General features: G+C 63.5%; 24 protein-coding genes and 4 pseudogenes. 13 read left to right on the top strand and 15 right to left on the bottom strand.

The window, feature by feature from the left end; genetic code table 11:
• Positions 1-17 precede the first annotated feature (17 nt).
• The 6 genes from ilvN to G4O04_00975 form a co-directional block, all read right to left on the bottom strand.
• On the bottom strand, positions 18-536 hold the full coding sequence (ilvN, locus tag G4O04_01000) for an acetolactate synthase small subunit (protein HEY57124.1): 519 nt from the start codon (positions 534-536) through the stop codon (positions 18-20).
• A gap of 42 nt (positions 537-578) precedes the next feature.
• Complete coding sequence (ilvB, locus tag G4O04_00995; protein ID HEY57123.1) at positions 579-2,306, bottom strand: biosynthetic-type acetolactate synthase large subunit; 1,728 nt, start codon at positions 2,304-2,306, stop codon at positions 579-581.
• A 27-nt stretch (positions 2,307-2,333) separates the two neighbouring features.
• Positions 2,334-4,016, bottom strand: coding sequence for a dihydroxy-acid dehydratase (gene ilvD / locus G4O04_00990; protein HEY57122.1), 1,683 nt, complete (start codon positions 4,014-4,016; stop codon positions 2,334-2,336).
• A gap of 393 nt (positions 4,017-4,409) precedes the next feature.
• Positions 4,410-4,769, bottom strand: coding sequence for a GAF domain-containing protein (locus tag G4O04_00985; protein ID HEY57121.1), 360 nt, complete (start codon positions 4,767-4,769; stop codon positions 4,410-4,412).
• Between the two features lie 414 nt (positions 4,770-5,183).
• Positions 5,184-5,477: a methyltransferase domain-containing protein gene (locus G4O04_00980; GenBank protein HEY57120.1), complete on the bottom strand. Its 294-nt coding sequence runs from the start codon at positions 5,475-5,477 to the stop codon at positions 5,184-5,186.
• Positions 5,477-5,740: a methyltransferase domain-containing protein gene (locus G4O04_00975; protein ID HEY57119.1), complete on the bottom strand. Its 264-nt coding sequence runs from the start codon at positions 5,738-5,740 to the stop codon at positions 5,477-5,479. The genes G4O04_00980 and G4O04_00975 overlap by 1 nt, the downstream gene beginning before the upstream one ends.
• Positions 5,741-5,911: 171 nt before the next feature.
• On the opposite strand from G4O04_00975, the pseudogene G4O04_00970 reads away from it, so the two are divergent.
• Both G4O04_00970 and G4O04_00965 read left to right on the top strand, forming a co-directional pair.
• Positions 5,912-6,340: pseudogene (locus G4O04_00970) on the top strand (ABC transporter ATP-binding protein).
• A 292-nt stretch (positions 6,341-6,632) separates the two neighbouring features.
• A pseudogene (locus G4O04_00965) lies at positions 6,633-6,807 on the top strand (L-2-amino-thiazoline-4-carboxylic acid hydrolase).
• Here the strand turns inward: G4O04_00965 and G4O04_00960 are convergent.
• A complete protein-coding gene (locus G4O04_00960; GenBank protein ID HEY57118.1) occupies positions 6,777-7,448 on the bottom strand; it encodes a hypothetical protein in 672 nt (223 codons plus the stop codon). The pseudogene G4O04_00965 and the gene G4O04_00960 sit on opposite strands and share 31 nt — an antisense overlap.
• Before the next feature lie 47 nt (positions 7,449-7,495).
• On the opposite strand from G4O04_00960, the gene G4O04_00955 reads away from it, so the two are divergent.
• The 11 genes and pseudogenes from G4O04_00955 (at position 7,496) to merA (ending at position 17,984) form a co-directional block, all read left to right on the top strand.
• Positions 7,496-7,999 carry a hypothetical protein gene (locus tag G4O04_00955; GenBank protein HEY57117.1) on the top strand — a complete coding sequence of 168 codons (504 nt, stop codon included), beginning with the start codon at positions 7,496-7,498 and terminating at the stop codon, positions 7,997-7,999.
• 113 nt (positions 8,000-8,112) lie between these two features.
• Positions 8,113-8,604 (top strand): DUF2085 domain-containing protein, encoded by a 492-nt coding sequence (locus G4O04_00950; GenBank protein HEY57116.1) that lies wholly within the window; start codon positions 8,113-8,115, stop codon positions 8,602-8,604.
• Between the two features lie 162 nt (positions 8,605-8,766).
• On the top strand, positions 8,767-9,423 hold the full coding sequence (locus G4O04_00945; GenBank protein HEY57115.1) for a response regulator transcription factor: 657 nt from the start codon (positions 8,767-8,769) through the stop codon (positions 9,421-9,423).
• Entirely contained in the window at positions 9,420-11,132 is a 1,713-nt protein-coding gene (locus G4O04_00940; GenBank protein ID HEY57114.1) for a HAMP domain-containing protein, read from the top strand. Before G4O04_00945 ends, G4O04_00940 begins: the two co-directional genes overlap by 4 nt.
• Positions 11,133-11,247: 115 nt before the next feature.
• On the top strand, positions 11,248-11,652 hold the full coding sequence (locus tag G4O04_00935) for a DUF302 domain-containing protein (GenBank protein ID HEY57113.1): 405 nt from the start codon (positions 11,248-11,250) through the stop codon (positions 11,650-11,652).
• A gap of 325 nt (positions 11,653-11,977) precedes the next feature.
• On the top strand, positions 11,978-12,109 hold the full coding sequence (locus G4O04_00930; protein ID HEY57112.1) for a rhodanese-like domain-containing protein: 132 nt from the start codon (positions 11,978-11,980) through the stop codon (positions 12,107-12,109).
• A 192-nt stretch (positions 12,110-12,301) separates the two neighbouring features.
• Entirely contained in the window at positions 12,302-14,476 is a 2,175-nt protein-coding gene (locus tag G4O04_00925; protein HEY57111.1) for a heavy metal translocating P-type ATPase, read from the top strand.
• 281 nt (positions 14,477-14,757) lie between these two features.
• The gene (locus G4O04_00920) at positions 14,758-15,645 is read left to right on the top strand and encodes a multicopper oxidase domain-containing protein (protein ID HEY57110.1); all 888 of its coding nucleotides are present in this window, start codon (positions 14,758-14,760) and stop codon (positions 15,643-15,645) included.
• Positions 15,609-16,163: a multicopper oxidase domain-containing protein gene (locus G4O04_00915; GenBank protein ID HEY57109.1), complete on the top strand. Its 555-nt coding sequence runs from the start codon at positions 15,609-15,611 to the stop codon at positions 16,161-16,163. Before G4O04_00920 ends, G4O04_00915 begins: the two co-directional genes overlap by 37 nt.
• Before the next feature lie 142 nt (positions 16,164-16,305).
• Positions 16,306-16,509 (top strand): annotated as a pseudogene (locus G4O04_00910) (mercury(II) reductase).
• Between the two features lie 102 nt (positions 16,510-16,611).
• Positions 16,612-17,984: pseudogene (gene merA / locus G4O04_00905) on the top strand (mercury(II) reductase).
• A 353-nt stretch (positions 17,985-18,337) separates the two neighbouring features.
• Here merA and G4O04_00900 read toward each other — a convergent pair.
• From G4O04_00900 to G4O04_00865, 8 genes are all read right to left on the bottom strand, one after another.
• Positions 18,338-18,601, bottom strand: coding sequence for a hypothetical protein (locus G4O04_00900; GenBank protein ID HEY57108.1), 264 nt, complete (start codon positions 18,599-18,601; stop codon positions 18,338-18,340).
• Positions 18,510-19,679 (bottom strand): molybdopterin-dependent oxidoreductase, encoded by a 1,170-nt coding sequence (locus tag G4O04_00895; GenBank protein HEY57107.1) that lies wholly within the window; start codon positions 19,677-19,679, stop codon positions 18,510-18,512. Before G4O04_00895 ends, G4O04_00900 begins: the two co-directional genes overlap by 92 nt.
• On the bottom strand, positions 19,651-20,013 hold the full coding sequence (locus G4O04_00890) for a twin-arginine translocation signal domain-containing protein (protein ID HEY57106.1): 363 nt from the start codon (positions 20,011-20,013) through the stop codon (positions 19,651-19,653). Before G4O04_00890 ends, G4O04_00895 begins: the two co-directional genes overlap by 29 nt.
• Before the next feature lie 18 nt (positions 20,014-20,031).
• The gene (locus G4O04_00885; GenBank protein ID HEY57105.1) at positions 20,032-20,424 is read right to left on the bottom strand and encodes a cytochrome c3 family protein; all 393 of its coding nucleotides are present in this window, start codon (positions 20,422-20,424) and stop codon (positions 20,032-20,034) included.
• 119 nt (positions 20,425-20,543) lie between these two features.
• A complete protein-coding gene (locus G4O04_00880) occupies positions 20,544-20,819 on the bottom strand; it encodes a winged helix-turn-helix domain-containing protein (protein ID HEY57104.1) in 276 nt (91 codons plus the stop codon).
• Positions 20,820-21,110: 291 nt separating this feature from the next.
• Positions 21,111-21,257 carry a hypothetical protein gene (locus tag G4O04_00875; GenBank protein HEY57103.1) on the bottom strand — a complete coding sequence of 49 codons (147 nt, stop codon included), beginning with the start codon at positions 21,255-21,257 and terminating at the stop codon, positions 21,111-21,113.
• A gap of 66 nt (positions 21,258-21,323) precedes the next feature.
• The gene (locus G4O04_00870; protein HEY57102.1) at positions 21,324-22,319 is read right to left on the bottom strand and encodes a PrsW family intramembrane metalloprotease; all 996 of its coding nucleotides are present in this window, start codon (positions 22,317-22,319) and stop codon (positions 21,324-21,326) included.
• A gap of 66 nt (positions 22,320-22,385) precedes the next feature.
• The gene (locus G4O04_00865) at positions 22,386-22,856 is read right to left on the bottom strand and encodes a hypothetical protein (GenBank protein ID HEY57101.1); all 471 of its coding nucleotides are present in this window, start codon (positions 22,854-22,856) and stop codon (positions 22,386-22,388) included.
• Positions 22,857-22,988: the final 132 nt, after the last annotated feature.

Genomic DNA, 22,988 nt, shown 5'->3' with positions numbered 1-22,988 from the left:
CCTCCATAGAAAACAGGTTAGCGTGCGGCGTCAGCGCCGGGGAGATGACGTTTGCCTTCCACCGTGCCGCGCGTCATGGCCAGCACACCAGTACGCACCACCTCGAGCACCTCGACGGTGGCCAGGGTTTGGATCAGGCCGTCCACCTTTTCAGAGGTGCCAGTGACCTCGATGGTCAGGGTCTCCGGGGTGACATCCACAATATTGGCGCGGAACACCGACGCCAGGTTGATGATCTCGGCGTGGGCGCTGCGGGGCGCGCGCACTTTGATGAGCGCCAGCTCGCGGCGCACAGCAGGCCGGTCGGTCACATCCTGCACATCGATAACGTTGACCAGTTTGTAGAGGTTGGCCTCGATGAGCGGAGCCTTTTCCGGAGCGGTCTCTACCACCAAGGTCATGCGGGAGATGCGGGGGTCGTGGGTGGTTCCCACATTCAGGGAGTGGATATTGTAGTTGCGCCGGCGGAACAACGAGGCGATGCGGTTCAACACGCCGGGTTTGTTTTCCACCAAAACGACAAAGGTATGGGGCATAGCCATGGCCGTACCTCCTCAACAAATCTCAACACATGAGGGTTACTTGGCGTCAAGGTGCTCTTCCGTCGGGCGGCGGATCATAGCGTGCAGCGGGTCGTTGGTGGTCACCATGGGGAAAACATTGTCCTCATCGGGAACGCGGAACTCGAGCAGCACCGGTCCCTTTTGGCGGCGGGCAAAGGCCAGGGCGTCATCTACCTCGTTGCGCTGTGTCACCCGTCGCCCGGGGATGCCATGAGCAGCAGCCAGCTGCAGAAAATCGGGGTTGTGCAACAACACGGCAGCGTAGCGGCGATCATGGAACAGCTCCTGCCACTGGCGCACCATACCCAGGTAGTGGTTGTTCAGCACCACGATTTTGATATTGAGGTTTTCCTGCACTACGGTGGACATTTCAGCCTGAGTCATCTGAAAGCCGCCGTCCCCCTCGATGACCCAGATCTCCTTATCCGGATGCGCCAGGGCGGCACCGACCCCGGAGGGAAGACCGAACCCCATGGTGCCCAGCCCGCCCGAGGTGATCAGCCGATAGGGCTGAGCGAAGCGGTAATACTGCGCGGTCCACATCTGGTGCTGACCGACCCCGGTGGTGATGATCACATCCCGATCAACCGTGGCTTCCCACAGGCGCTGGATGACCTCGGCGCCGCGCAGCGGCCCGCCGCTACGGCGTTGGGTTCGGCGGACCACATCACGTTGTCGCGTGCCGGCACGCCAAGTATCGATTTGCGCCAGCCACGCTGGCCGCTGGGCTTCGGGCACGAGGGGCAGCCATTGGGTCAATACGGTCTTCAGATCGCCGAGCAGCGCCACATCGACCAGAACATTCTTGTTGATCTCGGCAGGGTCCACCTCCACATGGATCTTGCGGGCCTGAGGGGCGTAGGCTTCCAGTTTCCCGGTCACCCGGTCGTCAAAGCGCATCCCTAAGGCGATGAGCAGATCGGCGTTTTGGATAGCCATGTTGACGAAGTACTCGCCGTGCATGCCCATCATCCCCAGGGAGAGAGGGTGTTCCAGGGGGAGGGCGCCTAACCCCAAGAGGGTCATCGCCACCGGGATCTGGGCCCTATCGGCCAGGGCCCGCAGTTCCTCCATGGCCCCGGAGAGGAGCACGCCCTGACCGGCCAGGATGACCGGGCGCTGGGCCTGGCTCAGCAGACGAGTAGCCTCCTCCAACGCGGCTTCGTCGGCCTGTTCAGGAAGATGATAGCCTGGCAGCTGCACCGTCTCAGGCCAGACAAACTCGGCTTCCTCGGTCTGCGCGTCCTTGCACAAATCGATGAGCACCGGCCCCGGCCGTCCCGTGCGGGCGATGTGGAAGGCTTCGCGCACTACGCGCGGGATGTCGGCCGCCCGAGTGACCAGGAAGTTGTGCTTGGTGATGGGCTGGGTCACGCCGGTGACATCAATCTCCTGGAAAGCATCGCTGCCTAAGTAGGAAGAAGCCACCTGGCCGGTGATAAAGACCACGGGGGAAGAGTCCATCATCGCCGTGGCGATGCCGGTGACTAGATTGGTGGCGCCGGGGCCCGAGGTGGCCATGGCCACGCCCACCTTGCGCTGGTGGCGCAGCGCGCGGGCGTAGCTGTCGGCGGCGTGGGCCGCGCCCTGCTCGTGGCGGGTGAGCACATGGCGCACGGGATATTCCAACATGGCGTCGTACACGGGCATGATGGACCCGCCGGGGTAGCCGAACACCACTTCGACGCCTTCACGAATCAGGCTTTCCCACAACATTTGCGCGCCAGTCATACGGGGGGACATAAGACACCTCCTGGGATAAGGGTAGGGCTAACGACCGTTGGGTTCATGGAGCACAGCGCCCTGGTCGGCGCTGGTGACGAAGTGGGCGTAGCGGCGCAGCCACTTGCTCCGGGTGCGGGGGGTGAAGGGGGGTAAGGCGGCGAGACGACGGGCGATGTCTTCGTCGCTCAGGTGGACCTCAATGCGGCGCGCGTCCAGGTCGATGGTGATGATGTCGCCGGGCTGCAACGCCGCGATGGGGCCGCGGGCGGCGGCTTCGGGGCTGATGTGCCCTACTGAGAGCCCGCGGGTACCGCCGGAAAAGCGCCCATCGGTGATGAGGGCCACCTGCTCGCCCAGGCCCATCCCGGCGATGGCCGAGGTGGGAGCCAGCATCTCCTGCATGCCGGGACCGCCGCGGGGGCCCTCGTAGCGGATGACCACCACCTCGCCGGGCTGCACCTCACCGGCCAGGATGCCGTGCATGGCGTCGTCCTGGCTTTCGTAGATGCGCGCGGGGCCTGTGTGACGGCGGATGTGGGGCGCTACCGCGCCGGTCTTGATCACCGCACCGTTGGGCGCCAGGTTGCCGAACAGTACGGCCAGCCCCCCCGTGGGCGCATGGGGGTCGTCCAACGGGCGAATGACCCGGTCGTCCTGCACCACCGCGTCCCGGATTTGCTCGGCCAGGGTACCCCCGGCCACGGTGGGGCGGTCGGCGTGCAGCAGCCCGGCGGCGTGCAATTGAGCCAGCACAGCGGGCACGCCCCCGGCGCGGTGCAGGTCCTCCATGTGCCAGGGGCCGGATGGGCTCAGTTTGACCAGGTGGGGCACGCGGTCGGCCACGGCGTTGATGCGGTGCAGGTCGTAGGCGATGCCGGCCTCGTGGGCCAGGGCCAGGGTGTGGAGCACGGTGTTCGTGCTGCCTCCTAACGCCATGTCCAAAACGAAGGCGTCGTCGATAGCCTCGTGGGTCACGATCTGGCGGGGGGTCAGGTTTTCACGCACCAGGTCCAGGATGCGCTGACCGGCCCGCCGGGCCAGGGCTTCGCGTTCGGGGGTGCAGGCCAATGCGGTGCCGTTGAAGGGCAGGGCCAGACCGAGAACCTCGAGGAGGGTGTTCATCGAGTTGGCCGTAAACAAGCCTGAACAGGAACCACAGGAGGGGCAGGCGTAGGTTTCCAACTGCTCCAGTTGGTCGGCATCGATGCGCCCGGCCTGATAAGCACCTACGCCCTCAAAGACCGAGATGAGATCCACCACCTGGCCCTCAGGGGTGCGCCCGGCAGGCATGGGGCCGCCGGAGACCACAATGGCGGGCAGGTCCAGACGCAGCGCGGCCATGACCATGCCGGGGACGATTTTGTCGCAATTGGGAATGAGCACCATGCCGTCAAAGGCGTGGGCTTGGATCATGGTCTCCACGCTGTCGGCGATGAGTTCGCGGGAAGGCAGACTGAACTTCATGCCTTCGTGGCCCATGGCGATGCCGTCGTCCACGGCGATGACATTGAACTCGAAGGGCACACCGCCAGCCTCGCGGATGGCCTGCTTGACCTGTTGGGCAAACTCGTTCAAGTGCACATGTCCGGGGACAATATCAGCATAGGAGTTGACCACAGCGATGAAGGGTTTATCGAAATCAGCCCGGTCGTGGATGGCGCCGGTGGCGCGGAGCAAAGAGCGGTGGGGTGCGCGGTCGAAGCCTTTTTTGACGCGGTCGGAGCGCATAGGGCCTCCTCGGGGATGGGATAAAGCAAAAGGGCCGCTCTCGCACGAGAGCGGCCCTTTGAGCCTCAGGACGGGGATGGGGTTAAGGTCTCACCTCATACACCCACACCGCCCTCGCGCCAGCGGCGGACGCCTCCAGCGTAAGCACCAAAAGGACCAGAATCAAAAGCGCGAGGACGGCGATCAACGAAAACATGGTTTGCTCAGTTCTCCACAAAAGCCGTAAGAAGTTGCCGCCAATTGTACAGCAAAATCGGCAGGAGAAACCTAAAAATTTTGCAAAAAAGGCGGGATATGGTCTGGCCCATCCCTATTCCCCAGCCTCGGGGGGTGATGGGCGCGCCCGCACCATTTGTGTGGAGGCACGCCAGTTCGCTTTTAACCCCACCAAAATCAAGGGGTGGCCCGATGAAAAGCTGGTGGCCATGGATGTGGCCCATGGGCTTTCGAATTGGCCAACCGGGTGAGCAGGTCCACATCCTCAGCATCGAACTGCCGCTGCGCCGAGGAACCCACACACAGGGTGCCGATGATCCGCTCGCGCACCTGCAACGGCGCCACCAGATGGCTGACGCGGAACCCGGGATCCAGAATCTGGCAGCCGTGACAAGTGGGACCGCAATGCTCGGAGTCGCACAGCAAGGCCGAGTGCATGTCCAGAAAGACGGCAAAGGTGGCCGCTACGGTGACAGTGACCAGCAGCACGAACGACCCAAAGAGCAAGCCCAACGCCACACGAATGCTGCGAAACATGGTCTCCCTTCGATGGGTAGAGAGCACAAGGAACGGACGCTCTCAAGGTTTACTCCCGTCTGTCACAGGGCAGAGGTGGACTTGTGACATGGCCGACCGGTGGGGTAGGGGAGGGGGCAGTGGACAGGCCGGGGGGCAGTCCGCTGTCCGGCCTGCGGACCTCCGTCGGGCAGTCCGCTGTCCGGCCTGCGGACCTCCGTCGGGCAGTCCGCTGTCCGGCCTGCGGGCCTCCGTCGGGCAGTGGACGCGCTTTTTTTTGCGGGCGGGCATGGAGGACGAGGGCTGCTTTTGCCCGGCTGGGGAAGCCAGCAGCCCTCCGGTGCGGCTTGGTTCGCTTGTTATTTTTGATAACTATCATTAACGAAACACAGTGTGAGCCCCCTTTGACCGCCGCCTCCAAGGCCCAGGCCGACATCACGCCGGGCGCGCCCTGGTCAGATGGTACAGCACCATGTGAGCCAGGGGCAGGGTCTCGCGGCGGGCGAAACCCAGGCTCACGGCCGCCGCGGTCACCTGTTCGGGGCGCAGGCGATGCGCCAGGGGCGGGCCCTGGGGTTCCTCCCGATAGGGCCACTCCAGCGCGGCCACCCGCCAGCGGGCGCAACGGGCCAACTCAGCCAGGGTAGCGGGCAGGTCGTCCGTCTCGTGCAGGGCATGGCCCAAAAAGACCAGCTCGAAAGCCCCGGCGGAAAAAGGCAACGCCTCCATCAACGCCTGCAGGAAAGCCGCGCCGCGCACTTGCCGGCGCGGGCCGCTTTGAGCATTCCTTCCGCCACATCGAGGCCGACCACAGTCAGGCCTTGGCGGGCAAAGGCTTCGACGAACACCCCGCTGCCGGTGCCCACATCCAGCACGCGGCGGACGGGAAGCCCTTCCAGGCTGAGGCGCACCACACGGTCCACTTCCAGCAAGGCCAGGCGTTGGGGGTTGCGCAAAAATTCAGGGGAACCGTGAAAACGTTTCTCGTTCATCCGTCGTACCTCCACGTTTACCCTATCATGGTCCCCCGATGGGGTTAAGGGGCGACAAAGATCCGGCCTTCTTTGCGACCCTTTCCATGATCGCAGGCACTACCCTTTGTGATCGCCGGCGGGGAAAATAAGCCCGGACGATGCGCGCCCAACCCCCACTGGAGGTGCTGGATGCCCCCTGCTCCGCTTCTGGTCGCCGAAAATCTGCACAAACGCTACGGCGAGGTGATCGCCGTGAGCCTCTCCCTGATCCCCGGTCAGGTGCTGGGCCTGCTCGGTCCCAAAGGCGTGGGCAAGACCACCACCATCGCCATGCTCAGCGGGCTGCTGGCGCCCGACCGTGGCCGGGTGACGCTGGATGGACACCCCCTCACGCCCTTAGCCTGGCGCCTCAAGGCCCGGTTGGGCCTGGTGCCCCAGGAGATCGCCCTCTACCCCGACCTCATCGCCCGCGAAAACCTGCGCTTTTTTGGCCGCATCTACGGCCTGCGGGGCCATGCCCTGGAAACCCGCATCGCCGAAGTGCTCGACCAGGTGGGCCTGACGCCCCACGCGGAGGGTCTGGTGCAGACCTACTCCGGCGAGATGCAACGCCGCCTCCCTCAACTTCGCCGCCGGGTTACTCCACCGCCCCCGCGTGTTCTTTCTCGACGAGCCCACGGTGAGCGTGGACCCCCAACGCCGCAACGCCATCTACGACCTGGTGAACGCCCTGGCCGCCCAGGGCACGGCCCCATCCTCTACACCACCCACTACATGGAAGAAGCCCAGCGCCTTTGCCACCGGGTGGCCATCCTGGACGCCGGGTGCATCGTGGCCGGAGATACAACAAATCGAGTGCCAGGACGAGCGGGCCTTTATCTTCCGCGTCACCCGCTGCGAATACGCGGAGATGTGCCGCCGCCTGGGGTTGGGCGGATCTGGGCGCCACGCTCTCCTGCCGGCGCGACGCGGCCTTCATCGAGGGCTTCAACCCCTGTCTGCGCTTCGAGCGGCAACACACGCCCATGGAAGGGCACGCCTTTTGCGACTTTTGCTACCGGGTGGAAGCAGACGAGGCCGCCTGAGCCGTCGGCGCCCCACGCTCCAACCGCGCCAGCACCGCCTGGAGCATTGCCGTTGTGGTGGCCGTGCCGCCCAGGTCCGGCGTGCGCACCCTGTCTTGGAGCACCGCATCCACCGCCCGGCGCAGGCGCTCCGCCTCGCTGGCCGCTCCCAGCGTCTCCAACAGCAGCGCCGCGCTGAGCAACACCGCGGTGGGGTTGGCGATGCCTCGCCCGGCGATGTCCGGCGCGGCGCCGTGCACCGGTTCGAACAACGGCGTCCCCGTTCCCAGGTTGGCCGAAGGGGCCACGCCCAGGCCACCCGTCAACCCGGCGGCCAGGTCCGAGAGAATGTCGCCGTACAGGTTGGGGGTCACCAGCACATCGAACCGCTCCGGCGTGCGCACCAGGTGAAAGGCCGCGGCGTCCACCAGCATTTCTTCCACCGCCACCTGGGGGTACATCGCCGCCACATCCAGCACGGCCTCCCGAAAGAGCCCGTCCGTATGGCGCAGCACATTGGCCTTGTGGATCACCGTCACCCGAGGCGGACGACGACGCTGCGCCGCCCGCCGCAGCGCCCAGCGAAAGGCCGTGTGGGCGATGCGCTCACTGGCCCGGCATATCTCCTTGTGCCGGGCTGCGGCCCTTTGCCGTCTGAAGATGGCGTTCCCCGGGGTAACCGATGGGGGCGGAGAACAGGGAGGTCGTCATGTCTGTTTTGTCCAAGCGTCTGACCTGGCGTACGCGCACCTGGTATGGTTTGCCAACCACCATCACGGTGTCCACCTCGAACATGCACAAGGTTCAGGCCGATAGGGTAACCTTGCCCCATCCTGGCGTGGTGAACACCGTGGTACGCGCAGGCTTGCCCTGGTCGACCCGATTGGCGTTGACGGCCCAACACGAACTGGGACATTTGCAGACCCTTCCCGTGCCAGTGGCGCATTCGCTGCTTCTCTGGGTGTTGCGTCCCCGGAGAAACGGTGGCCGCATGCGACGATGGGCCTGGGGGCTTTTGGCCCACCAGGCGGTGTGGGAGGTGGCAGCGGAGGGCTATGTGCTTTTCGCTGATCGCCGTGCGTGGCATGCTCCACGGCCTCGTTGGGCCCGCGTGCTGTACGGGGCCTTTTGGGTGGCCATGATGCTGCTGGGCCTGAAAAGCACTTATGAGGCCGTGCGCAGTTCCCCCTTTTCTGCCGCAGGAGAGTCATGATAGCGACCGCTTCGCTTTCCTAATCCAGGGAAGCGCCTCTTGGTGGAACGGTGGGTGTATCTGTTCAGCCGCCGATGGATGCTTTTCTTCGGCTTGGGATACGGCCTTTTTTTGTGTTTCTTCCCTGGCTGGCACCGGGGTTCATGAAATGGGGGTGGACGCTGCCTGCCTGCTGGATATATGGGTTTTACGCCCTGGTGTGTCATCAATTGTCCCAGCGCTCCTTCTTTTTATTCGGGCTCAAACTGATGTACTCCTTGCCGGAAATCCAGGTGGCCTGGTCGGATCGGATGGTTTTATGTACACCAGCCTCTGACTTTCTTTTTGCCTGGCTTTGGTGGCCTTTGCGGCGCAAGTGGCGCCCTCTATTGGGTTGGGTTTTTGTGGTTTTCCTGGCACCATTGGCTCTGGACGGCACAACGCATCTGCTGAGCGATCTGATCTTGGGGGTGGGCCTGGAGTTTCGTTACACTAACGCCTGGCTGGTGAAGTTGACGAATGGGGCCTTTCCTGCTACCTTTTATACAGGTGATGCGCTGGGGTCCTTTAACTCCTGGATGCGCCTGGTCAGCGGCTTGCTGTTCGGTTTGGGCGTTGTGGGGTGAGCTTTTCCCCTGGTGGATGAGGCCTTCCAGGATTATGCAGCGTTGTGGAAACGGAAATGGGCCTCGGGCCAGCGGCCTGAGGGCGGCCGAGGCGGCGACGCCGCGGCTTGAGGGAGGGCTTTGCCTTTCCCTCCAACCCATGCCGACCGAAGGATGTAGAACATGGCGACCGAAAAACCGATTCGTGTTCTTTTGGCCGATGACCATGCTGTGGTCCGTGCGGGTATCCGACAGTTTTTGGAACAGGACCCGCGCATTGAGATTGTGGCCGAGGCCGACGATGGGCTGGAAGCCTGGGCCAAAATCGCTGAAACCCAGCCCGATGTGGTGGTGCTCGACATCCAGATGCCCGGCGCTAGTGGGATTGAAGTGACCCGGCGCATTCGGCAGCGTTACCAGGGGATGGGGGTGCTTATCCTGACCGCCTATGACGATGATCCCTATGTGATTGCGGTGCTGCAGGCCGGCGCCAACGGGTATGTCCTCAAGACAGCCAGCCCGCGGGAGATCATCCAGGCCGTGCATGAGGTGTACGAAGGCCGCTCTGCTTTGGAGCCGGCCATCGCTCACAAACTTTTACGGCGGATTACCGCTGAGGCCCGGCATCCTGAGGTGCAGCCGCTCACCAAACGCGAACTGGAGGTGTTGGCGCTGGTAGCGAAAGGCTACACCAACAAGGCCATCGCCGCCCAGTTGCACATCAGCGATCGTACGGTGCAGAGGCACCTGGCGCACATTTTCGACAAACTTCAGTCGCGCAGTCGCACCGAGGCGGTGATGCGGGCCGTCTCGTTGGGGTGGCTGGAGATCGAAGCATGAGCCCTGTTCGTCGGGGGACCTTGCCCTTGCCTGGAGTGCGGTGGCGAGGGTTGACCATTCAACTCTTCGCTACGCTGATTTTACCGGTGACCGGATTGCTGGTGGCCGTGGGAGCGGCCTACTGGCATCAGCAGGCCATGCGCAGCCTGGTCGGTGAGCGGGATCAACGGGCCACCGCCTCGCTGGCCCGGGCGCTGGAGGAGCAACTGGCCCACCGCGCCTCGGTTTTGCAGGGGCTGGCCCTGCGGTTGGCGGATGGGGTGGCACCAGAGCGCGCCCTGGCGAGTTCCTCGTATCTGGAGCGAGATTTCGACGCCGGGTTGGCCGTGGTGAGCGCCGAAGGTGCCTTGCTGGGCGGGCTGCCCGACATCGATTGGTGGCAGACGCTTCTGAGAGAGGCAGGAAGTTCCTGGTGGCGTGAGGCTTTTTCGGATGTTTACCAGGCACCTGATGGAACCTGGGTCATGCTGGTCGCGGCCACCGCCGACGACCAAAAGTGGGCAGTGGGCGCCTTTCGTCCGGCCACCCTGGCGCAGCAAACCCTGAGCGCGGCGCTCCCCGTGGGCGATACACTGCGGGTGCGGTTGCTGGACCGCCTTGGTCGGCCCCTGTTTACCATCCCCGGAGACAACAACCACGTGGCACAACATCCAGAGGTCGCGGAAGCCCTGCGCGGCGAGCGCGGGGTGACCTATATCAAAGGGGCCGATGGGGAGCATGTGGTGGCCTTTAGCCCTGTTCATCCGGTGGGCTGGGCTCTGGTGGTGGAGGAGTCGTGGGAGGCGGTGGCCAGCCCCTGGCTGCACACCACGCAACTGGCGCCGTTGTTGCTGGCCCCTTTGCTCTTGCTGGCGCTGGTGGGCCTTTGGTTTGGCGCTCGTAAGGTGGTGGAGCCGTTGCAGCAACTGGAAGCCCGGGCGGCGGCCATGGCCTGGGGGGATTACGATGTCCTGGCAGAGCCGGTGGGGGGCATTGAGGAGATTCAGCGTCTGCAGCGGGCGTTGCATCACATGGCCCGCAAGGTGCAGCGCGCCCACGAGAGCTTGAGGGGCTACATCGGCGCGATCACCGCGGGCCAGGAAGAAGAACGCCGCCGTCTGGCGCGCGAATTGCACGATGACACCTTGCAATCCCTTATTGCGTTGCAGCAACGTATCCAGTTGGCGCAATTGCGTTTGGAGCAACCTGAAGCGCAACAGGCGTTGGGTGAGTTGCAAAGGCTGGTGGAACAGACCATCCGTGATTTGCGCCGCGTGATCCATGACCTGCGACCGTTGTACCTGGAGGATTTGGGGCTGGTGCCGGCTTTGGAGATGCTTGCCCAGGAAATTCAGGAGCAGCGGCCCGGTTTGCAGGTGGAGGTGGTGCAGCAAGGGCCGGTGCGGCGGTTAGACCCGATGCAGGAACTGGCGCTTTACCGCATTGTGCAAGAGGCGCTAAGCAATATGGTGCGTCATGCCCGTGCGGCCTGGGCGCAGGTGGTGTTGCGGTTTGAGGATGATAAGGTTTATTTAGAGGTGCGCGACAACGGCCAGGGCTTCCGGGTGCCTGAGAGCCCGGCCGAGTTTGCCCATCAAGGGCATTATGGCCTCCTGGGAATGCATGAGCGGGCCGAACTCATGGGTGCCACGCTGACCCTGCACGCCAGCCCGGGGCAGGGTACGGTGGTGCGGCTGGTGTTGCCGCTCCAGGGTACGGATTCTTCCTGAGAGAAATACCTATGTGCTCATGGGCCATTTGGCCCTTGTGGGGGGAGGTGGTCTAAGGTATCCTGAAAGGCGCAGAACAAACATAAGTTTTCCCCAGGGGTTTTTGATGAATCCCATGGCTTTTACAGTCATCCTTTCGACTTCGTTCGACGAAGCCCTTGAACGAGTCACCACGGCGCTCAAAGGTGAGGGCTTTGGCGTTCTGGCCAGCGTGGATATCCAGGAGACGCTCAAGAAGAAACTGGATGTGGATGTGCGTCCTTACCACATCCTTGGCGCGTGCAATCCATCGCTGGCGCACCGGGCGTTGGAAGCCGACGCGCGGGTAGGGCTGTTGTTGCCCTGCAATGTGACCCTTGAAGGGATGGGAGATGGGACGGTGCGGGTGTCCTTCCTGAACCCAGAGGTGGCCCTTACCGTGGGCGATCTGGCCGAGAACGCCGAGGTGCACGCCATCGCGGCTGAGGCTCGCCAGCGCATGGAACGGGCGGCCCGGGCTTTGGCCGAGCAAGGGGCATGAGCATGGTGGGTAAACGACGAACAGGCTGGCTTTTGTTGGTAGGTATGGTGGCGGTCTTGGTTTTGGCTGCCTGCGCTTCAAATAGTACACCGACCTCGGTCACCAAAGGGGAGGGACGTCCGGTGACTGTGGAGGGGGGCATGTACCGTGACATCTCTGTGGCTGACCTGCAAGCCATGTTGCAGGAGAAAGATTTCGTTCTGGTCAACGTCCATGAGCCTTTTGAGGGCAACATCCCGGGCACCGATTTGTCGATCCCCTTCAACCAAATTGCTCAGCAGGCCGATCAACTGCCGCAGGATAAGGACGCCAAAATTGTGGTTTATTGCCGGAGCGGCGCCATGAGCGCCATTGCGCCCGTACGCTGGTTCAGATGGGGTACACCAATGTGTGGAACCTTGATGGTGGGATGAATGCCTGGCGCCAGGCGGGGCTCCCCCTGGAGGCCACGCCCTGAGGGCGCTTGGGCTTCTCCTCCTCGTACCACCGGGAGGGCTATGCCCTCTCGGTAGTTTTTTATAGGCTATTTTGCCTATAAGTAACGAGGTAGATAGCGCTATCCTTTTTCCAGAAGGGGGCTACAATGGAAGTAGCCAAGTTCTCAAGTTCTTTTGACCGTTGAAAAACGGCGTTGACGAGAGGTCAAGCAATGAATGAGAAGAAACACCAGCACCATCAGCATCCACCTGAGTCCCATGAGGACATGGACATGGGAGAAGCCCACGGGCAGCATGCGTCCCACGCTGCTGCGACCATGCCTCACGACATGGGTGGGAAGCATGGTCAGAGCGGAGGTCACGGCGGCCATGAGGCGGCTGGCCATGCCGGAGGGCATGGCGGTCACGAAGGACATGGAGTGGATCACAGCGGCCACGAAGCCATGTTCCGCACCCGGTTTTGGGGCAGTTTGCTGCTCAGCATTCCGGTTTTGGTCTACAGCCCGCTGGTGCAGCGCGTCTTTGGTTTCACCGCTCCGCCATTTCCGGGTAGTCAATGGATTTCCTTCGCGTTCTCGCTGATCGTTTTTGCCTACGGTGGGATCCCCTTCCTGCAAATGGCGGTGCCGGAGTTCAAGTCCCGCCGCCCGGGGATGATGAGCCTGATTTCCCTGGCCATCTCGGTGGCCCTGGTGTACAGCCTGATTGCCCAGGTCACGGGGTTCGGCGAAGGGTTCTTCTGGGAACTGGTCACGCTGATCGATGTGATGCTGCTGGGCCATTGGATGGAAATGCGCAGCATCCGCCAGGCCTCGGGCGCGTTAGACGAGTTGGCCAAACTGATGCCCGACACGGCCGAGCGGCTGTTGCCCGATGGCAGCACGGAGACGGTGCCGGTGACCGCCCTGCGGGTGGGGGATATTGTGCTCGTGCGGCCGGGCGCCAGCATCCCGGCCGACGGTGAGGTCGTCGAGGGGCGGTCCAGTGTCAATGAATCGATGTTGACCGGCGAGTCGCGCCCGGTGCGGAAGGAGCCCGGCAGCAAGGTCATTGCCGGGACCATCAACGGTGAGGGGAGCCTGCGGGTGCGCGTGAGCGCTGTGGGTGAGCAAACCGCTCTGGCAGGCATCATGCGCCTGGTTGAGCAGGCCCAGCAATCCAAATCGCGCACTCAGGTTCTGGCCGATCGGGCGGCGGGTTGGCTTTTCTACATCGCCTTGGGGACAGCCATCATCACCGCGGTGGTGTGGACGCTGGCCGTGGGCTTTGATGTGGATGTGCTCAAGCGGGTGGTCACCGTGTTGGTCATCGCCTGCCCCCATGCGTTGGGGTTGGCTGTGCCGCTGGTAGTAGCCATCACCACGGCCATGGGCGCCCGCAACGGCATCCTTATCCGTGACCGTCTGGCTCTGGAGGCCTCGCGCGAGATCGATGTGGTGGTCTTCGATAAGACCGGCACGCTGACCGAAGGAAAGTTTGGCGTGGTCGGCATCGCTTTGGCCGATGCCAACGACGACGAAAACGAGGCGCTGGCCCTGGCCGCGGCGGTGGAAGGCGACTCTGAGCACCTTATCGCTCAGGCGGTGCGCCGGGCGGCAGAGGAGCGCCAGTTGGTTTTGACCGAGGTGAAGGATTTCGAGGCCATCAAGGGACGCGGGGTACGCGCCACGGTGGACGGGCGCACGGTGCATGTAGGCGGCCCGCGCCTGTTGGAGATGCTGGGCATCACCCTGAGCGGCCCTATCGCCGAGTTCACCCGCCAGGCAGGCGAGAAAGGTCAGTCGGTCATTTACCTGGTGGACGATGGGCGACTGCGAGCGGCTTTTGCCGTGGCGGATGTGATCCGTCCTGAAAGCCACGAGGCCGTGCGCAAGTTGCACGAGATGGGGGTCGAGGTGGCCATGCTCACTGGCGATAGCCGTGCCGTGGCCGAGGCTGTGGCCAAGGAGCTGGGTATCAACATGGTGTTCGCCGAGGTGCTGCCCGAGGATAAAGACAAGAAAGTGGCCGAACTCCAGGCCCAGGGCAAACGGGTGGCCATGGTGGGCGACGGCGTGAACGACGCCCCGGCTTTGACCCGCGCCGATGTGGGCATCGCCATTGGTGGCGGCACTGATGTGGCCATCGAGTCGGCGGGCATCATCCTGGTGCGCAGTAACCCCCTGGATGTGGTGAAGATCATCGCGCTTAGTCGCGCCAGTTATCGCAAGATGGTTCAGAACCTTTGGTGGGCGGCGGGTTACAACATCGTGGCGTTGCCCCTGGCCGCGGGCGTGCTGGCCCCCGTGGGTATTGACCTTTCCCCGGCGGTGGGCGCGTTACTCATGTCCATGAGCACCGTAGTCGTGGCCATCAACGCACAACTCTTGCGCCGGGCCACTCTCTAGCGTGCTACCCTCCTTTGCCCCTCGTGGCCTAATGGCAGAGGAGCAAAGGGGGGGACAACAAGTTTTTTATTTTGGCAAGGAGGAAAAGCAATGTCTCGGTTCACTCGTTGTGATTTTTTGAAATTGGCTTCTGCCGGGGCTGCTGCGGCGGCTGGTGGGGGCCTGTTGTGGCGTTGGTTGGCCAATCAGAATGGGGCGGAGGTGCCCACGACAGCCTCCGGGGGGGATGCCAGGGTGGGACCGCCCCCAAGGAGCCTACACTTCCCCCGGGGAATCCGGATGTGGAAATTGCCCTGAGGGCCGTGGTGGACGAAGTCCCGATTTTGTCGGGTAAGCCGACGAAGGTCTGGCGGTTCCAGGGAGAGGTTCTCAACGGCCCGGCCGAGGCGCTGCAGACCCTGCCCGACACCTACTTGGGGCCTGTCTTTCGCTTGCGCAAGGGCCAGCGGGTGCGCGTACACTTCAGCCATGAACTTTCCGAGGTGTCCATCGTCCACTGGCACGGTCTGCATGTGGCCGAGGTCAACGACGGTCACCCGCGGTATGCCATTGGCAAGGGGGAGACCTACACCTATGACTTTGTGGTGCTGGACCGGGCGGCCACCTATTGGTTCCACCCGCATCCGCATGGCCGCACTGGCCCCCAGGTGTACCACGGCATGGCCGGGTTGTTCCTGGTGAGCGACGATGAAGAAGAAACCTTGGGCCTGCCTTCCGGAGCGTATGATGTGCCGCTGGTCATTCAGGATCGACGCTTTGATGCGCAAAACCAGTTGGTGTACCTGACTAACGGCATGATGGATCAAATGGTGGGCTTCCTGGGCGATCGCATTCTGGTCAACGGGCAGCCGGACTTTACTCTCTCGGTGGCCACGCGACCCTATCGCCTGCGTCTGCTCAACGGCTCCAACGCGCGGATTTACAAACTGGCCTGGGAGGATGGTACGCCTTTGACGGTCATTGGCACCGATGGCGGTCTTCTGGAGCAACCGGTGGAAAAGGCCTTCGTCACGCTGGCTTCGGCGCAGCGGGTGGAGTTGTGGGTGGACTTTTCCAGGTACCCCGTGGGCACGAAGTTGCGTTTGCTCAGCCAACCCCATGGCGCGCCAGGGGGGATGAGGTCAGTTTCCCGGTGTTCACCGTGTCGGTGGACCGTGAAGAGCGGGTGAAGATGACCCTGCCGCAGCGCTTGACCACCATCCCGCGCTACCGTGAGACCGATGCGGTCAACGCCCCTTCCCCGCGCACCTTTACCCTGGACATGACCATGAGGCGCGGCTGGACCATCAACGGTCGCACTTTTGAGATGACCGCTGTGGCAGACGATGAGAAAGTGCGCCTGGGTGACCTAGAAGTGTGGTCCTTCATCAACCAGGGCGGTAGGGGTGGTATGGGTATGGGGATGGGGATGGGTGGCATGAGCCAGCCACATCCCATGCACGTCCACGGCTTGCAGTTTCAGGTTCTGCGTCGCCAGGTGGAGCCGGCCTGGCAGAGCCTCTGGGACACGTTGGGCCCGGGCTTTGTCGATGAAGGCTGGCACGACACGGTGCTCGTCATGCCCGGCGAGCGGGTGGATATCCTGCTGCGTTTCACCGACTTCGAGGGATGGTACCTCTATCACTGCCACATTCTGGAACACGAAGACATGGGCATGATGCGTAACTACCGCGTGGTGGCCTCATAGGCCTGGGTTTCGTAGTGGTTTGTCCGGACCATGGGAGCCCGCGTCCCCGGGGCAGAGAGGGGCGCGGGTTTTTCGTGTAGCCGTTTGGGTGGCCGGCCTGAGGGTTGAGGACAGGCCATCGTTGGAAGAAAGGAGGGCGCTGATGACGCGCCAGAGCAAGTTGAAGTTGAAGATCCAGGGCATGACCTGTGATACCTGCGTCCGGCATGTCACGCGGACGTTGCAGGGCGTGCCTGGCGTGGTCCAGGTGGAGGTGCCGGGGTGGCAGGCGGGGGTGGCCTTTGTGGTCGTCCGTCCCGAAGTGGAGCCTCGCGCCCTGGAGGAGGCCGTGGCGGAGGATGGTTATCGGGCGCAGGTGGCGGAGGCTGTTTCCCGGGAAGGTACGCTGGAACCCACGAGGCAGGCGGCTTCCCCGTCGTTCACGGTGGCCACGGAGAAGCGTCCATCATTGATGGTCATCGGTGGCGGCGCGGCCGGCTTTGCGGCGGCCATCCGAGGCGCGGAACTGGGCGCCCGGGTACTCCTGGTCAACGCGGGCGAAATCGGCGGCACCTTTGTCAATGTGGGCTGTGTGCCCGGCAAGGCCCTGCTCCACGCCCTGGCGCATTACCATCGGGCCGGGGAGCATCCTTTCCGCGGCGTGCAGACCATGAAGGGGGCTTTGGATTGGCCCCAGGTGGTGGCTCACAAGGAGGCTCTGGTAGCCCGGTTGCGTCAGGCCAAATACCGGGATGTCCTGGCGCACTATCCGGGCATTACCTACCTTGAAGGGCGGGCCCGTTTTCTGGACGAGAGCCGTGTGGCCGTGGACGGGCAGGTGTTCACGCCGGAATGGGTGGTTGTGGCCACCGGCGCCTCGCCCTGGGTGCCGCCCATTCCGGGGTTGGAAGATGTGCCGTACTGGACCAGTACCACGGCGATGGAGGCGCGCGAACGGCCGCGTTCGCTGATCGTTTTGGGGGCCAACGCCGTGGGGTTGGAGCAGGCCCAGATCTTTGCCCGCGCCGGGGTGGTGGTGACGGTGGTGGAGTTGCTGCCTCGCATTGCTCCCTTCGAGGATGAAACCATCAGCGCCGCCTTGTAGCCGTTGTTGGAAGACGAAGGAATCCGTGTGCTGACCGGTTTCCGTACCCAACGCGTGGAACCGCAGGGCCATCGCGTGGTCCTGTACGGCGAAGACGGGCGCACGGTGGAGGGCGAGCGTTTGCTGGTCGCCACAGGACGCCGCCCCAACACGCAGGGCCTGGGTTTGGATGTGGCGGGCGTGCCCCTCGGTGAGTGTGGCGAGGTGGTGGTGGACGAAACTTTACGCGCCACCAACCCGACCATCTATGCGGCCGGCGATGTGCTTGGGCGCGAGATGTTTGTTTATGTGGCCGCTTACGCCGGGGGGGCGCCGAGAACGCGCTAACCGGCTCCGGACGGCGTTACGATGTGGGCTATATCCCACGGGTGACTTTTACCGACCCCCAGGTGGCCTCGGCCGGGTTGACCGAAGAGCAGGCGCGCGAACAGGGGCTTGCCGTCAAGGTAAGCCTGTTGCCCATGGAGCACGTGCCGCGGGCGTTGGCCGCACGGGATACCCGTGGACTGATCAAGTTGGTGGCCGACGCCACCACGGATCGTCTGTTGGGTGCCCACATTCTGGCCTCCGAGGCTGGAGAGATGATCCAAATCGCGGCCCTGGCCCTCAAATGGGGGATCACGGTGTCCGACTTGCGGGAGACGATTTTCCTTTACCTGACCTACGGCGAGGGGATCAAATTGGCTGTGTTAGCCTTTGATAAGGATGTGGCGATGCTCAGTTGCTGCGCCGGTTGATGGGCCTCCTGGTCAGGAGAGCCCCCAGCCGGCATTGCCCGATTGGGGCCGGTTAAAAAATTTCGGCAGCCAGTCCCCCTGTGCGCCTCCCCCCTTGCGCTTGGCTGCCTTAGCCCCTGAAGGTTTCTTGCAGGTCCCTGCTCCCTGCATGTCTCCACCCCCCTGGTTGTCCATAGGATACATCACCATCGTTGCCAAATCATTGCCAAACGGCTATTTTGATCTCCAAAGGAAAGGAGGGTAACCCTTTGGGGCACCGACAACAAAAGCGGGGATGCGCCGTCTCGCGCATCCCCGCCTCTGAGGGGGTGGAAGGATGGAAGGTAAGGAGGTTAGGGTTGGCCTTTTTCCGCCTAATGCCCGGCATAAATCTCCGGGCCTTTTGCGGGGGAGTCGGGAGGGCGGCCCGGAGGCATCTTGCGGGTGATTAACTGCTGGTAGAGGATGGATTGTTCCCAGTTTCCGCCGCTGAGGATGTCCTCGCCTTTGGCCTGGCCTGCCTGTCGTCCGGCGCCGGCCAGAATGTCATCGTAAGTCGCCAGGTTGAGGCCCTTTTGGGCGGCGGCCAGGTTGGGGCCGTGGCAGGTGGTGCAGGGCGGCGAACTGTCGAACCACACCCCGGGCTGGGTGAACAGGGGTTGCACATCGTCGGCGAAGGCGGCTTTGCAGGCGTTGCCGTCCAGGTCGGTGAAGGGGAAGGGGGCGTTTTCCGGGGTCCCGGCCTTCACCCAGGCGCCGATCAGGTCTACTGGGGTGGTGCGGCAGGGGGGCGGCCCGGCTGCCTCGCTGCCCTGGGCTATTGCGGGGCGGCGGGCGGCAGGGGAGGGATGGGCGTGTAGGGCTGAGCCGCGGCATTGGGCGCACCAGGCTGGCCATCTCGTTGAAGGTGCTGGCGCGGTTTTCGGCAACTTCCTCCAGGGGCGGGGCGGGGGTGAGAAAGACGCCGCCCGCCTTCCCGATGTTGCCCAGGTAGGCGTTGAGCGCCAGCATGGCCTGGGCCGCTTCCAGCCCGTTGAGGTTGCCGGCCACACCGCTGCCCAGGATGACCAGGGGCGTGCGGGCCCGCACGAGGCTCTCGGCCATCAGGTCGAGGTCCTCCTGCTGCAGGCCAGCCTGCTCGGCCACCCGGGCCGGGTTCACCTGCGCAAAGGCTTTCGGCGGCTTTTGGCCGCGCTTCTCGGCCACTAGACGACCCACGGCCAGCGCCACTAGCCCTTCGGTGCCCGGTTTGGCCGGGAACCAGCGGTCCGCGTTGGAGGCGGTCATGGACATGCGCGGCTCGACTTGCATCAGATCGCCCCGCACTGCCTTCCGCCCCCGGCGGAAGTGCTCGTAGGCCTGGCTATAGGCTATAGGCGAAAGCCAGGTTTCTATGAACTTCGCGCCGAAGGAGAGCACCACATCGGCGTTGGCGATGCCAGAAGTGGGCAGGGTCGGCGTGCCAAGCACCTGCGCGGCGGCCTGTTCCAGGGTGCGGCGGGCTTCGACCATGGCCAGGCCGCTAAAGCACACCGGCGCAGGCGTGCCCAACGCCGAGGTGATTTCACTCACCAGGTCGTAAAGGTGGTCCGGCGCCAGCCCCAGGTAGAAGGCCACGCTTTGCGGGTCCTCTTGCAGCGCCTTGGCGACCACCTTCACGGCGGTGTCCCAGTCCACGGTCTGGAAGTCACCGCTGCTCCGCTTGGATTGTTGCACGGGCCTCTTGAAGCGGTCCGGGTCGTACACCCCCTACACAGTGGCCTGCCGCGGGCGCAGGTGCGACCGCCGTTGACTGATGGTAGGGGTAGCCTTCCACCTTGATGGCGCGGCCTTCCACCGTGCGCACCACCAGGCCGCATCCCGCTGGGCATTCCCGACACGCCGTGGCGAAGTACACGCTGGTCCCAGGAAGCACATATTTGGGCATGTCGGTGTAAGGCTGCCGGCGGACATACCGGGCGATGGGGCCACAACCGGACAGCACCGCAGCGGCCGCGGCGCTGCCCCCGGCCATTTTGAGAAAATCACGACGGGTGATTTTTTCGCTCATCAGCCTAACTCCTTGCCGTTATTTGTGGCAGGTGGCACAGTTGAATAATTTGACGAAGTGCTCGGAGTCCAGGTTCTTGTGGCAGGACAGGCACCAGCCCATGTTCTGGGTGACCACCGGTCGGGCCACGGTCATCTTGCCCACTTCGCCGTGGCAGGTCTCACAGTTCACCCCTCCGGCCAGGTGCACCCGATGGCTGAAGTACACGAAATTTGGCTGGATGGCCACCGGAACCCACTTCACCGGCTGGCCGCTGACGGCGTATTCGGCCAGTTGCAGTTGCTTCTCCCCGTCGGTCTTGGGCTCCATTTGCTGGTGGCAGTCCATGCATTTGAAGATGGTGGGCAGCCCCGCGCTTTGCCCACGCAGGGCGTTCGAGTGGCAGTACAGACACTGAACGCCCACATCCACCCGTTTCTCATCTTGTGCTCACACTTTAGGGTGAAAAATGCGTCAAAAAGTGCAACAAAAAGAAGTAGTTCTGGGATTAGTTCCTGGGTTTTGACGGCGCGCCCCCTGAATGCCCGCGCTCAGGCAGCAGACCCCCGTTTGGCGTCCTCGACCATGGCCATTTCTCGCAGCAGGTGCAGGTCTGTGACGAAAATGCGCCCCCTTTGCACGCGCACCGCGCCGGTCCGTTGCAGTTCCTGTAAAGCCCGGGCGATGACCTCGCGCACGGTGCCCAGCTGGGCGGCCAGTTCGTCCTGAGTAAGCCGTTGGGCACCGTGCAGTTCTTCGGGCGAAAGGCGGGCGATCAGCCGGGCCAGGCAACAGGTGACCCGGTAGAGGGAGGGTTCTTCCACCATTTGTACAGGTGGCGTGTGCGCCGACACAGTGTGTGGATGACAGCCTGCATCAGCCGGGGCGAGCGGCTCAACGCGGTTTGAAAAGTCTCCGTGGGCAGGTGCCAGACATCGCTTTCCATGATGGTCATTACATTGACCGGGTTGGGCCCCTGATCGAACACGCTGACCTCATTAGAAAAAATCCACGGGGTTCACGAGCTGGATGACCACCTGGCGGCCCTGGGGTGAGAGGCGATAGAGTTTGACTTACCCGCGGATGAGGATGAACAGCCCGGCGTTGGGTTCGTCCTCTCAAAACAGCACTTCGCCCGGCTCGTAGCGACGCAGGGTGAGGGCCTCGACCAGAGGCGGCAACAGTTCGGGTTCCACATTGCGAAAGTATGGGTGTTGTGCAAGGAAGGCTGCCCGCGCTTCGGCGGTGGAGGGCAGAAAGTGCAAGGTGTTCCAACTCCCGGTCCAAAAGTCTCGGCGGAGGTGCGCCCTGCCGATGGAGTGGTGGGACCCTCAGGCCGTTTCGGCTTGTGGTGCCAGTTGGGCCAGTTCCTGGCGCAGGCGCTCCATGAGGGCATGGCGTTGGGCCGCGAGGCTGTTGTGCTGGGTGCGGGCTTTGAGAAAGGCCAGTTTGGTCAACAGGGCGTAGAAACGGGCGGTCGGCTCCACTTCGCCCCGCCGGCGGGCCTGGCGGATGGCCTGCGCCCGGCGCTGCAACGAACAGGCCGTGGCGTAGTGGGCCTCGGTGATCACGCCGCGCACAACTTCTTCGCGCAGGTATTCGCGCAGCCAGCGTTGCTCGCGCCGCAGGGCATACAGGGCAATGGCGGCCAGAGCCCAAAACCCGGCCCAGTCGACCAGGGCGCCAAACAGGCATCCGACAGAAGAAGAACTCATGGCCGCGTTGTGCAGGCTGTGGGCGGTCACGGCCAGCAGCCAGCCGATGGGCACGGCCACCCAGGCCCAGACCTGCCGCGCGTTGAGCCAGGCGAAGGCCATTCCCAGACCGGTCAGGGCGGTGTAGAAGGCGTGGGTGAAACCGAAGAACCCCAGGCGGAGCACCAGCACCGCCGAGAAGTCGGCCCATCCGCCCTGGGTGAAGGCGCGGTGGATGTAGAGGGCGTTTTCCACCGCCTCGAACCCTAAACCGACCAAGGCGCCATAAATCAGACCGTCGAACAGGCTGTCCACCTCCTCGCGTTGGAAGAGGAAGAGCAGCAATAGCGCCAGCCCCTTCATGCTTTCTTCCACCACGGGCGCGGTGAAGGTGAGGCGCAGCCAGCGACGCGCCGGTACGGAAGCGATGAAATGGCCGATGCCGGCGTCCAGGGTGTGGCTGAAAAAGATGGCGCCCACGATGGCAAAGGTGCTGCCCCAGAGGAACAAGCCCAAAAGCAGGCGTTTGGGCTCCTTTTCGTGGCGGTCGGCCCAGTAGAGCACCAGGGCATACGCCCAGGCGGTGGCGAAACTGAGAATAACGGCCACCAGGGTTGCAAAAACGGTCGCCATGGGGCCTCCAAAGCGAGGGTAGGTATTTGGGATGGGTCAGGGCGAGGGCGGCGTTGGATGAAAAGGTTACTTGAACCGCACCTCAAAGACGCAGGCCGGCGCGCCCGTGGCCGCACACTGAACCTCCTGGACATCAACGGCCCGCTGGGTGGCGAATTCCAGGAACCCGGCCCAGTATCCGGCGATGGGATGACACACGGGCTTCTTGCTGCGCATCTGGCTTGCCAGCACCGAGCCCTGCACCGTCAGGCGCCAGGTGGGTTCGGTGCGTTCCAGTTGGGCATGCCCCCAGCGGGCGGTGTTGAAGGCCACCACCAGCCCTTCAATGAGGTCTTCGTGGGCCAACTGAAGGCGCTCCTGGAGCAGCGCGGCGCTTTGGCGTCCGGCAATTTTCCCGGCGCGGTAAAGCAACCCTCCCAAACCGATGCCCATCATCTTGTGCACGGCTTCGTAGAGGGTGACGATGCCTTGTCGGTCCACCAAAACGGATTCGTCAAGCACGGCCTGCTTGACCTGCTCGGCATCGAAGGCGGTCATCGGGGAGCCTCCCTTGGAAAGTGAAGTTCGGTACAAACTAATTACTCATGGTTCGCTCATTTTCAAGGCGGTTTCGAAGAATCGACACAGAGGGTTGTATAGATAGTCGGCGGAAAGCCCAGCAGCTTCAAG

Source organism: Anaerolineae bacterium (genome assembly GCA_011176535.1).
Classification (GTDB): domain Bacteria; phylum Chloroflexota; class Anaerolineae; order Anaerolineales; family DRMV01; genus DUEP01.
This window is presented reverse-complemented; position numbering and strand designations above follow the sequence as displayed.

Bases quoted from the DNA above. Each gene is read 5' to 3' on its own strand.
- ilvN (HEY57124.1), bottom strand. From the start codon at position 536: ATGCCCCATACCTTTGTCGTTTTGGTGGAAAACAAACCCGGCGTGTTG.
- ilvB (HEY57123.1), bottom strand. From the start codon at position 2,306: ATGTCCCCCCGTATGACTGGCGCGCAAATGTTGTGGGAAAGCCTGATT.
- ilvD (HEY57122.1), bottom strand. From the start codon at position 4,016: ATGCGCTCCGACCGCGTCAAAAAAGGCTTCGACCGCGCACCCCACCGC.
- G4O04_00985 (HEY57121.1), bottom strand. From the start codon at position 4,769: ATGTTTCGCAGCATTCGTGTGGCGTTGGGCTTGCTCTTTGGGTCGTTC.
- G4O04_00980 (HEY57120.1), bottom strand. From the start codon at position 5,477: ATGGAGGCGTTGCCTTTTTCCGCCGGGGCTTTCGAGCTGGTCTTTTTG.
- G4O04_00975 (HEY57119.1), bottom strand. From the start codon at position 5,740: ATGAACGAGAAACGTTTTCACGGTTCCCCTGAATTTTTGCGCAACCCC.
- G4O04_00955 (HEY57117.1), top strand. From the start codon at position 7,496: ATGTCTGTTTTGTCCAAGCGTCTGACCTGGCGTACGCGCACCTGGTAT.
- G4O04_00945 (HEY57115.1), top strand. From the start codon at position 8,767: ATGGCGACCGAAAAACCGATTCGTGTTCTTTTGGCCGATGACCATGCT.
- G4O04_00940 (HEY57114.1), top strand. From the start codon at position 9,420: ATGAGCCCTGTTCGTCGGGGGACCTTGCCCTTGCCTGGAGTGCGGTGG.
- G4O04_00935 (HEY57113.1), top strand. From the start codon at position 11,248: ATGGCTTTTACAGTCATCCTTTCGACTTCGTTCGACGAAGCCCTTGAA.
- G4O04_00925 (HEY57111.1), top strand. From the start codon at position 12,302: ATGAATGAGAAGAAACACCAGCACCATCAGCATCCACCTGAGTCCCAT.
- G4O04_00890 (HEY57106.1), bottom strand. From the start codon at position 20,013: ATGAGCGAAAAAATCACCCGTCGTGATTTTCTCAAAATGGCCGGGGGC.
- G4O04_00880 (HEY57104.1), bottom strand. From the start codon at position 20,819: ATGGTGGAAGAACCCTCCCTCTACCGGGTCACCTGTTGCCTGGCCCGG.
- G4O04_00870 (HEY57102.1), bottom strand. From the start codon at position 22,319: ATGGCGACCGTTTTTGCAACCCTGGTGGCCGTTATTCTCAGTTTCGCC.
- G4O04_00865 (HEY57101.1), bottom strand. From the start codon at position 22,856: ATGACCGCCTTCGATGCCGAGCAGGTCAAGCAGGCCGTGCTTGACGAA.